The following is an 11365-nucleotide window of genomic DNA, read 5'->3' on the forward strand; positions in this document are numbered from 1 at the left end:
TCAGCTCACCCGCACTCGAGGGTCGAGGGCGACGACCGCGACATCCGCGAGCATCGCGCCGATGAAGGTCATGAAGGCGCCGAACGCGGCCGTCGCCACGGTCCCGTGGATGTCGTTCGTCGCGATCGTCTGGGAGAAGTACTGCCCCATGCCGCTCCAGCCGAAGATCGTCTCGGTGAGGATCGCGCCCGTGAAGGCGGCGGGGATGTTGAACGCGACCTGCGTCGTCACGGGGATGAGCGACGTCCGCAGCGCGTGCCGGCGGATGGCCTGCGACTTCGTCAGGCCCTTCGCGCGCGCCGTGCGGACGTAGTCGGCGCTGATGTTGTCGAGCAGCAGGGAGCGCTGCAGGAAGTGGTAGCCCGCGTAGCCGGTCAGCACGAGGCCGAGGGTCGGCAGCGTGAGGTGCTGGACGACGTCGACGAGCATCGGGAAGAAGCCCTCGACGCCGAGGCTCGCCGAGCCGGTGACATAGAACACGCGCGTGCCGACGGCCTGGTTGATCGAGATCGCGAGGAGCACGATGCCGAGCGCCGCGACGACCACGGGGATGTTCATCGTGATGATCGACGTCGCCTGGCCGATCCGGTCCGCGAGCTTGTACTGCCGGGATGCCGTGTAGACGCCGATCGCGATGCCGACGACCGCGGTGAGGATCGTCGCACCGAGCACGAGCTCCGCGGAGATCCACATCCGATACGCGACCTGCTCGTTCACCGAGCCGCCCGTCGGGCTCACGCCCCAGTCCCAGCGCGTGATGATCGCGGAGAGCCAGGTCCACCACCTCTCGACGAGCGGGACGGTGTCGCTGAGGTTGCGCGGCTCGAGCAGGGCGACGATCTGCTGCTCGGACAGCGGCGGGCGGCGGCCGACGTAGTTGCTGCGCGGGTCGAGGTAGAGCCACGCGAGGAAGTACGTCAGGTTCGTCGCCACGGCGATGATGAGCAGCCACCCCAGGATGCGGCGGAGCAGGTATCGGATCAAGGTCGTGGATTTCCTTCTTCGGACTGCGATCGCGCGCTTCTGGCGCGGTCATCGCACACGTTGAGCGTCGACTCTACCCCCGGTTGACTCAAGTCGACCATCCCGGGCGCACCGTGCCGAAAAGCGTTATCGATCTGTGCTGGTCTTGGCGGAAGTTGCGTCGGGATTTCTGGACGATGGGCAGAATGCCAAGGAGGGGCGGACCACGGTCCGCCCCTCCTGGCCATCCTGCGCAGTCGCGTCAGCGCAGGACGAGCGTGCGCTCCCCGCTCTCCGAGGGAAGCATGCTCGCGGAATCCGGCGCGAAGACGGCGACGACACGGTGGTTGCCGCGGGCCAGGTCGGCGGGCACCTCGAGCACGGCAGAGCCGCCGTCGAGCACAGCCGCACCCGCGGAAGCGCCGTCGATGAGGAACTCGACCTCGCCGGTCGCCGCAGCGCCGTCGACCGTCCGGACGGTGGCGGTGAGCAGGTTCGGCGCGCCCTTCTTCGCCTGGCCGGGAGGCGTCGTGCGCAGCGTCGTGACGGTCTCCGCCGCGGGGGCGTCGGCCACGGCATCGAGCCCGACGATGACCGGGTCGTGGTCGCTCGAGCGGTAGGCGTCGGGAGCGTAGAAGAGCGTGCCGTGGCTGTTGTAGCGGCTGTACTCGAGCGCGACGGCCTCGCCGCTGTTGATCGACCAGATGTCCGCACCGGTCGCGAGCTCGGCGGCCGCCGGGTTGAGGAGCACATGGTCCAGGGAGCCCGAGAGCGCCTGGTACACGTAGCTGCTCTCGGTCGACCCGAACGCGCTCTCGGCGTCGACGTAGCCCGCCTCGTAGAGCACCTGCATCGGGTCCTCCTGCGTGTAGGAGTTGAAGTCGCCCACGAGCAGCGCGGCCTCGGCGCCCGTTCCCGTCGGGTCGCCGGCCATCCAGTCCGCGAGGGCCTGCGCCTGATAGACGCGCGACTGCGTGGATGCGCCCTGTCCGTCGCCCTGGTCTGCGTCCCCTGGCCAGGGCCCTGCAGACCCCTTCGACTTGAAGTGGTTCACGACGACCGTGAAGGGCTCGCCGCCCGCGGCCGGAGCGAAGGTCTGCGCGATGGGCTCGCGCGCGTTCTGGAACGCGTCGATCTCGTCGTCGCTCGTGTCGAGCGCGGCGGAGGCGCCGACCGGGGAGACGAGGGCAGGCTGGTAGATGATCGCCGACGTGATCACGTCCTGCTCGCTCGCGTCGGGCAGGTTCGCGGGCGAGGGCACGAACGCCCACTTCTCGGTGCCCGCGGCCTCGTTCAGTGCGGCGACGAGCGTGGCGAGCGCCTCATCGGCGGGCTCGCCCAGACGCGCGGAGTTCTCGATCTCCATGAGCCCGACGACGCTCGCGTCGAGCCCTTCGATCGCGGCGACGATGCGCGCCTCCTGGCGGCCGAAGTCCTCCGCGTCCCACGCGCCGCGCTGATCGCAGCCCTCGTCGACGGTGACGCCGTCTCCCGCGCGGTCGCGGTACGGCACGCACGACGGGTCCTCGATCCCGAGGGTCGTGAAGTAGTTCAGGACGTTGAACGAGGCCACCGACACGTCGCCGCCCACCGGCTCGGGGGCCGCGGTCCGGGTGTTCTCGAACACGACGCCGTCGACACCCGATCCGTCGGCGACGATCGGCTCCGTGGGGTTCAGCTTCCATGCGTCGTTGCGGAAGTCGACGATGTGGGGCTCCGCGAACGCGACGGACGCACCGACCCGGATGGGCTCGACGAGCGAGATGTACGCGGGCGTGAGGTCGCGGTTGCGCGAGAAGCTCGCGGTCGATCCATCGTCGAGGGCGATGCGCCGCGCGGCGTTGTCGGCCGCGACGGCCTCTGCCTCGGGCGAGCCGGGGCGCGCGACGTCGGTCGGCTGGCGCAGGGGATCCGGGCCCGCGGCGAGCACGACCTCCCCGAACGTGTTCGTCGCGTAGGTGTCGGAGACGGTGAACTCGCCCGCGGGCGCGACGAGCATCGACTCCAGGCGCTCGCGCTCCGCGTCGGTCGCGGGCCAGCCCACGACGGCGGGCTCGACCGGCGCGGCGTCGGCGACGATCTCGGCGCCTCCCGCGCCGACGACGAGCTCGGTCAGACCGTAGTGCTCCTTGACCTCGCCGGTGACCCGCACGGTGTCGCCGATCGCGACCGCGCCCACGGTGGCGGCCGAGTAGACGAAGATCGCGTCCGACGCGACATGCGCGGCCGGGTCGAGCTCGCCGCCGGTGCCGGGGGTCTGGAGGACGTATCCGTCGAACCCGCCCGTCGGGTAGTGGGCCGTGACGACGCCCGTCGTCGTCACCGTCTGGCCGACGACGGGCGAGGCGTCGTCGGTGCCCTGGATCTCCGCGATCTCGACGGGCTCCCCGGGCGTCGGAGTGGGCGTGGGCGTGGGAGTGGGCGTCGTGTCGCCGCCGAGCGGCTCGGGCGTGGGCGCACCCGTGACGAAGTCCGCGCCGTTGTCGGCCGTGTTCGCGCCTCCCGTGCGGGCGATCGCCGTCGCGTTCGTCGTGGCAGGCGCTGCGGAGCCGGCGAAGTCGGTCGCGCCGCCCCAGCCCACGTAGTCCACGACGGGCGCCGCCGTCGCGAGGCCGGTCGCGCCCGACAGCGGCGTCACCTGCGAGACGAGCGCCACCTTGCCCTGGGATCCGCTCATCGCGATGCCGCCGTCGACATCCGCCTCCACGTCCGGGAGGGCGGTGTTCGAGCCGTAGGCCTGCCCGACCACGAGCGTCTCGTCGGGCGGCAGCACGACATCGCCGAGCGGCGTGACCTGCCACGTCGCGCCCGTCGCCGAGGCGTACTGGACGCTCCAGCCGGCGAGGCTCTGCGGGGCGTCGGTCGTGTTCACGATCTCGACGAAGTCCCGGCTGAATGCGGCGCCGCTGTTGCCGCCGCCGCCGTACACCTCGTTGATGAGGACGCCGTCGCCGGGAGAGACGGCGGCATGAGCCGCGACGGGAGCGAGCAGCGCGGCCGCGACCGATGCGGTCGCTGCCGCGGCGCACAGGCGCCGGGTGCGGCGCGGGGGAGAGGACTGCTGCACGATGGTCTCCTTCGGATGTGCAGGAGGGCGCGGCGGTCGCCGCACGGGAGGATGTCAGGCAATCGTCGTCGCATGAACGGCCGGTTACCGGGATCTCGCGCGGAAGCGGCGGCGCGTCGCGCGGCGACCCGGGCACGCGCGACGGCGCGCGGCCCGTAGAATCAGACGGATATGTCCCCTCGTGCCACGACTCCGCTCCCGCCTGCCGCGACACCGCCTGAGCGCATCCGCAACTTCTGCATCATCGCTCACATCGATCACGGCAAGTCGACGCTCGCCGACCGCATGCTGCAGCTCACCGGCGTCGTGTCCGACCGCGACATGCGCGCGCAGTACCTCGACCGGATGGACATCGAGCGCGAGCGCGGCATCACCGTCAAGAGCCAGGCGGTGCGTCTTCCGTGGCAGCTCGAGGGCGACACCTATGCGCTGAACATGATCGACACGCCGGGGCACGTCGACTTCACCTACGAGGTCTCGCGCTCGCTCGCGGCGTGCGAGGGCGCCGTGCTGCTCGTCGACGCCGCCCAGGGGATCGAGGCGCAGACGCTCGCGAACCTCTACCTCGCGCTCGAGAACGACCTCACGATCATCCCCGTGCTCAACAAGATCGATCTCCCCGCGGCCGACCCCGACCGCTTCGCCAAGGAGCTCGCAGACCTCATCGGCGGCGACCCGGCCGATGTCCTGCGCGTGTCGGGCAAGACCGGTCAGGGCGTGGAGGACCTGCTGGACCGCCTCGTCGCCGAGATCCCGGCACCCCGGGGCGACGCCGATGCACCCGCCCGCGCGATGATCTTCGACTCGGTCTACGACGCCTACCGCGGCGTCGTCACCTACGTGCGGATGGTCGACGGGCGCCTCTCTCCGCGCGAGCGCATCCAGATGATGTCGACGCGCGCGACGCACGAGCTCCTCGAGATCGGCGTCTCCAGCCCCGAGCCGACGCCCTCGAAGGGCCTCTCCGTCGGCGAGGTCGGGTACCTCATCACCGGCGTGAAGGACGTCCGCCAGTCGAAGGTCGGCGACACGGTGACCAACCAGCGCACGCCCGCGACCGAGCCGCTCCCCGGCTACACCGACCCGAAGCCGATGGTGTTCTCGGGGCTCTACCCGATCGACGCGAGCGACTACCCCGACCTCCGCGAGGCGCTCGACAAGCTCAAGCTCTCGGATGCCTCGCTCGCGTACGAGCCCGAGACATCCGTCGCCCTGGGCTTCGGCTTCCGGTGCGGCTTCCTGGGGCTCCTGCACCTCGAGATCGTCACCGAGCGGCTCTCGCGCGAGTTCGGGCTCGACCTCATCACGACGGCGCCCAGCGTCGTCTACGAGGTCACGACCGAGACCGGCGAGAAGATCGTCGTCACGAACCCCAGCGAGTACCCCGACGGCAAGATCGGGGCGGTGTCCGAGCCGATCGTCAAGGCCTCGATCCTCGCGCCCAAGGAGTACGTCGGCACCGTGATGGAGCTGTGCCAGCAGCGCCGCGGCACGATGCTCGGCATGGACTACCTCTCCGAGGAGCGCGTCGAGCTGAAGTACACGATGCCGCTCGGCGAGATCGTGTTCGACTTCTTCGACCAGCTCAAGAGCCGCACGCAGGGCTACGCGAGCTTCGACTACGAGCCCGAGGGCCAGCAGGAGGCCGACCTCGTGAAGGTCGACATCCTGCTCCAGGGCGAGCGCGTGGACGCGTTCAGCGCGATCGTCCACCGCGAGAAGGCCTACTCCTACGGCACGACGATGACCGAGCGCCTGCGCAAGCTCATCCCGCGCCAGCAGTTCGAGGTGCCCATCCAGGCCGCCATCGGCGCGCGCGTGATCGCGCGCGAGAACATCCGCGCGATGCGCAAGGACGTCCTCGCGAAGTGCTACGGCGGCGACATCTCGCGCAAGCGGAAGCTGCTCGAGAAGCAGAAGGAGGGCAAGAAGCGCATGAAGATGGTCGGCCGGGTCGAGGTGCCCCAGGAGGCCTTCATCGCCGCGCTCTCCGGAGACGTCGAGTCGAAGGCCGGGAAGTAGCCAGGGGCTGCGGTTAGGGTGGAAACCATGCGCCGGGAGACCTTCCGAGACGAGACGGTCGACTATGCCGCCGTCGGGGCGACGCAGGCTCCTGACCTGCTCCAGTACCCGCCGGAGCACAGCATCCCCGCCGCGTCCGCCTGGCGGATCGGCAGCGGCGAGGAGCGCTTCCGCACCGCGGTCGACGCCCTTCTGTCGTGGGGCGCGCTGAAGGGCGCGGGGCTCACGCTGAGCGATGTCCGGCCCGCTCCCGGCCCGACCTACACGGGCGTCAGCTTCGACGAGGCGGGCAACGCCGTCGCGCCGAGCCGATCCGATGCGGACCAGCGGTTCGACGCGGACGGAACGCCGTACGTCGGGGCGGGCACGACCGTCACCGTGCACGGCAAGGTGGGCGGCTCGCGGGCTGACGCCGAGCTGCGGGTCATCTTCGTGATCGAGGAGGCGCGTCGCGTGGGCTTCGCGCTCGGCACCGTCGGCAACTCGGTCGTGAGCGGCGAGGAGTCGTTCATGATCGAGTGGCGCGAGAACGACGAGGTGTGGTTCGAGGTGCGCGCGTTCGACCGCCCCATGACCTTCTGGAACCGCCTGTTCAAGACGCTCGTGCGCCGTCGTCGCAAGGCGCTCTTCGCGGGGTACCTCCGCGCGATCTCGCCGCTGTTCCACACCGGCTCCTGATGGCCGGCGCCCTCCCCGTCGGCGATCCCGCTCCCGCCGACGGCCGCCTCCCGCGCGATCTCCCGATCGATCCGGCGACGGATCTCGGCGTCTACCTGCACGTGCCGTTCTGCCGGGTGCGCTGCGGGTACTGCGACTTCAACACCTACACCTCCGATGAGCTGCGCGGGGCCCGACAGGACGAGTACGCCGACGTCCTCCTGCGCGAGGTCGCGCTCGCGCGCGACGTGCTCGCCGAGGCGGGCGCGCTGCGTCCCGCGCAGACGGTGTTCTTCGGCGGAGGCACGCCGACGCTGCTGCCCGCCGGCGACCTCACGCGCATGCTCGAGGGCGTCCGCGGCGCGTTCGGCATCGCGGACGGCGCGGAGATCACCGTCGAGGCGAACCCCGACACGGTGACTCCCGCGGTCGCGGAGGAGCTCGCGCGGGCGGGGGTCACCCGCATGTCGGTGGGCATGCAGTCGGCCGTGCCGCACGTGCTCGCGGCGCTCGATCGCACGCACACGCCGTCGAACGTGCGGACGGCGGTCGAGGCAGGGCGCTCGGTCGGGCTCGACGTGAGCGTCGACCTCATCTACGGCGCCCCCGGCGAGTCGATCGACGACTGGCGCGCGTCGCTCGAGGCCGCGCTCGCGCTCGAACCCGACCACATCTCGGCCTACGCGCTCATCATCGAGGACGGGACGAAGCTCGCGCGGCAGATCCGCCGCGGCGAGGTGCCCGCGCCCGACGACGACCTCCAGGCCGACATGTACGAGCTCGCCGACCGCATGCTCGCCGACGCGGGCTTCGCGTGGTACGAGGTGTCGAACTGGGCGCGCGGCGACGGCCGTCGCTCGCGCCACAACCTCGCGTACTGGCGCGGCGCCGACTGGTGGGGCTTCGGTCCGGGTGCGCACAGCCACGTCGCGGGTCTGCGCTGGTGGAACGTCAAGCATCCCGCCGCGTACGCGCAGCGGCTCGCCGCAGGGGAGTCGCCGGCCGCCGGTCGGGAGCGCCCCGACGCGGCCGCGCAGCAGCTCGAGCGCGTGCTGCTGCACAGCCGCATCCGCGAGGGGCTCGCGATCGACGCGCTGCCGGATGACGCGCGGCGTGCGGTGGCCGGCCTCATCGCCGACGGCCTCATCGAGCCGGGGGCGGCGCTCCGCGGGCGGATCGTGCTCACCCTCCGCGGCCGCCTTCTCGCGGACGCCGTGGTGCGGGCACTCACGGACTGAGGTCGGCCGAGCCGCGCAGGCGGCCGGCGCGCATGCCGTTCCCGGCCTCGGGTCGGTAGACTGGCACTCCGAGACATCGAGTGCCAGGAGAGGAGCGCGCACATGGTCAGCGACCGCGGACTGCAGGTGCTCCGGGCCATCGTGCAGGACTACGTCGACACGCACGAGCCGGTCGGCAGCCGCTCCATCGTCGAGCGGCACTCCTTCGGCGTCTCGGCGGCGACCATCCGCAACGACATGGCGCTCCTCGAGGACGAGGAGCTCATCGCCCAGCCGCATACGTCGTCGGGCCGCGTCCCGACGGACAAGGGCTACCGCGTCTTCGTCGACCACCTCGCCGAGCTGCGCCCGCTGTCATCGGCCCAGCGGTCGGCGATCGCGTCGTTCCTGGGCGACCCGGCCGACCTCGACGACCTCCTCGCGCGCACCGTCCGCCTCCTCACGCAGCTCACCGGACAGGTCGCGCTCGTGCAGTACCCGTCCTTCGCCCGGGCGAGCGTGACGCACGTGCAGCTCGTGCCGCTCGACGGCCGCCGCGTGCTCGTCATCATCGTGACCGACACCGGCCGCGTGTCGCAGCGCATCACGGGCCTTGCCGACGAGCTCGACGCGGAGTCGATCGAGCGGGTCGCCGCGCGCCTCGTGCCCCTCCTCGCCGGCCGCTCCGTGGCCGACGCGGCCGAGCAGCTGCAGCGCGGCACCGAGCTCGCTGCCGCTCCCGTCAGCGCCGTCGATCGCGCGCTGCACAGGATCGCGCAGGCGGCAGCCGAGGAGCTCGACGAGTTCCGCCAGAACCGCCTCGTGCTGGCGGGCTCGGCGACCCTCGCGAAGCGCGAGCAGGACTTCCGCGGCAGCATCCATCCGCTCCTCGAGGCGATCGAGGAGCAGGTGACGCTGCTGCGGCTCATGAGCGAGATGGTCGCCGACGAGCAGGGTCTCTCGGCGAGCATCGGCCGCGAGAACGCGGCCTTCGGGCTCTCCGAGGCGTCGATCGTCGCGAGCGAGTACGACTCGGCCGTCGGCGCGGCGCGCATCGGCATCATGGGGCCCACGCGCATGGACTACCCCCGCAACCTCGCTGCGGCGCGGGCGGTCGCCCGCTACCTGACGAGGCTGCTGGACGAGGACGAGGGCCGGCGCTGACGCGTCGCCCGACGGATCGGAGCACGGGCGCACGACGCCCGCAGGAAGGCTGATGTGGCTGATCACTACGAGACCCTCGGCGTGTCGAAGGACGCGTCGCAGGAGGACATCAAGAAGGCGTACCGCAAGCTCGCGCGTCGCCTGCACCCGGATGTGAACCCCGCGCCCGAGGCCGCGGAGGAGTTCAAGTCGGTCACGCACGCGTACGACGTGCTCAGCGACCCCGAGCAGCGCCGCCGCTACGACATGGGCGGCGACGAGTCGCCGTTCGGCGGCGCGGGCTTCGGCGGATTCGGCGACATCTTCGAGACGTTCTTCGGCGCCTCGGGCGGCGGTCGCGGCGGTCGGCCGCGCTCGCGCCGAGAGCGCGGACAGGACGCGCTCGTCCGCGTGACGCTCGAGCTCGGCGATGTCGTGTTCGGCACGCACCGCGACATCGAGGTCGACACCGCTGTGCTCTGCGAGACCTGCCAGGGGTCCTGCTGCCAGCCGGGGACGAGCCCCGCGACGTGCGACATCTGCGGCGGCACGGGCCACGTGCAGCGCCAGGTGCGCAGCCTCCTCGGCAACATGGTGACGTCGCAGCCCTGCGGCGCGTGCCAGGGCTACGGCACCGTCATCCCGCACCCGTGCGCGACCTGCGGCGGCCAGGGCCGCGTGCGCTCGCGCCGCACCGTGTCGCTCGACATCCCCGCGGGCGTCGAGACGGGCCTGCGTCTGCAGCTGCCGGGCTCGGGCGAGGTGGGCCCCGCCGGCGGCCCGAACGGCGACCTGTACGTCGAGGTCACGGTCGCCCCGCACCGGGTGTTCAGCCGCGACGGCGACGACCTGCTCGCAACCCTCGAGGTGTCGATGACCGACGCCATCCTCGGCACGACGACGACCATCGCCGGGCTCGACGGCGAGGTCGAGGTCGAGGTGCGCCCTGGCATCCAGTCAGGCGAGGTGCTGACGATCAAGGAGCGCGGGATCACGGGGCTGCGCACCTCGCGTCGCGGCGACCTGCGCGTGGGCGTCCAGGTCGTCACGCCGACGAAGGTCGATCACCGCACGCGTCAGCTCCTCGAGGAGCTCGCGCGGCGCACGAAGGCGCCCGCGCCGCGCCTGGCCGAGTTCCACCAGGGGCTGTTCTCGAAGCTCCGCGACCGGTTCCGCGGCTAGGGCCCATGGCGCTGCACTTCCACGACGAGCGCGCGGGGGCGGTCTCGCCCGGCGGCGAGCTCGAGCTCACGGGTGCGGAGGCGCACCACGCCGCATCCGTGCGCCGCGTGCGCGTCGGCGAGGAGGTCACGGTCACGGATGGCCGCGGCGCGTGGCTCGCGGGCACGTGCGAGAGCGTCTCGCCGCAGCGCGTCGTCGTGCGGATCGCCTCGCGCCAGGATCTGCCGCCCCAGTCCCCGCGGCTCGTGCTCGTGCAGGCGCTCGCGAAGGGCGACCGCGACGAGCTCGCGGTGCAGGCGGCGACCGAGCTCGGCATCGACGAGGTCGTGCCGTGGCAGGCGGCGCGCAGCGTCTCGCGCTGGCACGGGCCAAAGGCGGAGAAGGGCCGCGCCCGCTGGGCCTCGATCGTCCGCGAGGCCGCGAAGCAGGCGCACCGGGCGTGGATCGCGGAGGTCTCCCCGATCGCGACGACCGCGCAGGTCGCAGAGCGCGCCGCGTCGGCGCGCGTGCTCGTGCTCGACCCGACCGCGCAGGCCGCCCTGACCTCGATCGACGTCGACGACGCCCGCGATCTCGTCCTCGTCGTCGGCCCCGAGGGCGGCATCGCGCCCGACGAGCTGGAGCGCCTCGCGGCCGCCGGCGCCGAGCGCGTGCGCCTCGGCGACACCATCCTGAGGACCTCGACCGCGGGGCCGGCGGCCCTCGCCGTCCTCAACGCGAAGCTCGGGCGCTGGTGACCGCGGTGGATAGACTCGACGGCATGAGCGAGCCGTCGATCTTCACGCGCATCCTGCAGGGCGAGATCCCGGGAACCATCGTCGCCGAGACCGAGCGCGTGTTCGTGCTGCAGGACATCAGCCCGCAGGCGCCCGTCCATCTCCTCGTCATCCCGAAGACGCAGGAGTACCGCGACGTCGTCGAACTCGCGGCGGGCGACCCCTCGCTCCTCGCCGAGATGGTCCAGACCGCGAAGGCGGTCGCCGAGGACCACGCCGGCGGGCAGTTCCGTCTGATCTTCAACACCGGCGCAGACGCGGGCCAGACCGTGTTCCACGTGCACGCGCACGTGCTCGCCGGAGAACTCCAGGAGAAGAGCCTCGTTGGCCACTGACCC

General features: G+C 71.8%; 9 protein-coding genes. 7 read left to right on the plus strand and 2 right to left on the minus strand.

The genetic code is table 11. The features are described 5' to 3' along the window. Positions 1 to 984 (minus strand): ABC transporter permease, encoded by a 984-nt coding sequence (locus ACWXWW_RS01950; RefSeq protein ID WP_271171911.1) that lies wholly within the window; start codon positions 982 to 984, stop codon positions 1 to 3. A gap of 241 nt (positions 985 to 1225) precedes the next feature. Continuing rightward, positions 1226 to 4030, minus strand: a complete 2805-nt coding sequence (locus tag ACWXWW_RS01955) for an ExeM/NucH family extracellular endonuclease (protein ID WP_455968434.1) — start codon at positions 4028 to 4030, stop codon at positions 1226 to 1228. A 171-nt stretch (positions 4031 to 4201) separates the two neighbouring features. Here ACWXWW_RS01955 and lepA point away from each other — a divergent pair, with 171 nt between their 5' ends. The 7 genes from lepA to ACWXWW_RS01990 all read left to right on the plus strand — a co-directional run bounded on the left by lepA (position 4202) and on the right by ACWXWW_RS01990 (position 11362). Continuing rightward, complete coding sequence (gene lepA, locus ACWXWW_RS01960) at positions 4202 to 6052, plus strand: translation elongation factor 4 (RefSeq protein WP_455968435.1); 1851 nt, start codon at positions 4202 to 4204, stop codon at positions 6050 to 6052. Positions 6053 to 6079: 27 nt separating this feature from the next. Beyond that, on the plus strand, positions 6080 to 6730 hold the full coding sequence (locus ACWXWW_RS01965; protein WP_271171908.1) for a DUF1990 family protein: 651 nt from the start codon (positions 6080 to 6082) through the stop codon (positions 6728 to 6730). Beyond that, positions 6730 to 7947, plus strand: coding sequence for a radical SAM family heme chaperone HemW (gene hemW / locus ACWXWW_RS01970; RefSeq protein WP_455968437.1), 1218 nt, complete (start codon positions 6730 to 6732; stop codon positions 7945 to 7947). The genes ACWXWW_RS01965 and hemW overlap by 1 nt, the downstream gene beginning before the upstream one ends. A gap of 102 nt (positions 7948 to 8049) precedes the next feature. Continuing rightward, positions 8050 to 9090 (plus strand): heat-inducible transcriptional repressor HrcA, encoded by a 1041-nt coding sequence (gene hrcA, locus ACWXWW_RS01975; RefSeq protein WP_455968439.1) that lies wholly within the window; start codon positions 8050 to 8052, stop codon positions 9088 to 9090. A gap of 54 nt (positions 9091 to 9144) precedes the next feature. Next, complete coding sequence (gene dnaJ, locus ACWXWW_RS01980; protein ID WP_324014794.1) at positions 9145 to 10251, plus strand: molecular chaperone DnaJ; 1107 nt, start codon at positions 9145 to 9147, stop codon at positions 10249 to 10251. 5 nt (positions 10252 to 10256) lie between these two features. After that, positions 10257 to 10988, plus strand: coding sequence for a 16S rRNA (uracil(1498)-N(3))-methyltransferase (locus ACWXWW_RS01985; RefSeq protein WP_455968440.1), 732 nt, complete (start codon positions 10257 to 10259; stop codon positions 10986 to 10988). A 23-nt stretch (positions 10989 to 11011) separates the two neighbouring features. Continuing rightward, positions 11012 to 11362, plus strand: a complete 351-nt coding sequence (locus ACWXWW_RS01990; protein ID WP_271171903.1) for an HIT domain-containing protein — start codon at positions 11012 to 11014, stop codon at positions 11360 to 11362. Positions 11363 to 11365 lie beyond the last annotated feature (3 nt).

The sequence above is a fragment of the Microbacterium sp. KNMS genome, from assembly GCF_053851835.1.

Bases quoted from the DNA above. Each gene is read 5' to 3' on its own strand.
- lepA (WP_455968435.1), top strand. From the start codon at position 4,202: ATGTCCCCTCGTGCCACGACTCCGCTCCCGCCTGCCGCGACACCGCCT.
- ACWXWW_RS01965 (WP_271171908.1), top strand. From the start codon at position 6,080: ATGCGCCGGGAGACCTTCCGAGACGAGACGGTCGACTATGCCGCCGTC.
- hemW (WP_455968437.1), top strand. From the start codon at position 6,730: ATGGCCGGCGCCCTCCCCGTCGGCGATCCCGCTCCCGCCGACGGCCGC.
- hrcA (WP_455968439.1), top strand. From the start codon at position 8,050: ATGGTCAGCGACCGCGGACTGCAGGTGCTCCGGGCCATCGTGCAGGAC.
- ACWXWW_RS01985 (WP_455968440.1), top strand. From the start codon at position 10,257: ATGGCGCTGCACTTCCACGACGAGCGCGCGGGGGCGGTCTCGCCCGGC.
- ACWXWW_RS01990 (WP_271171903.1), top strand. From the start codon at position 11,012: ATGAGCGAGCCGTCGATCTTCACGCGCATCCTGCAGGGCGAGATCCCG.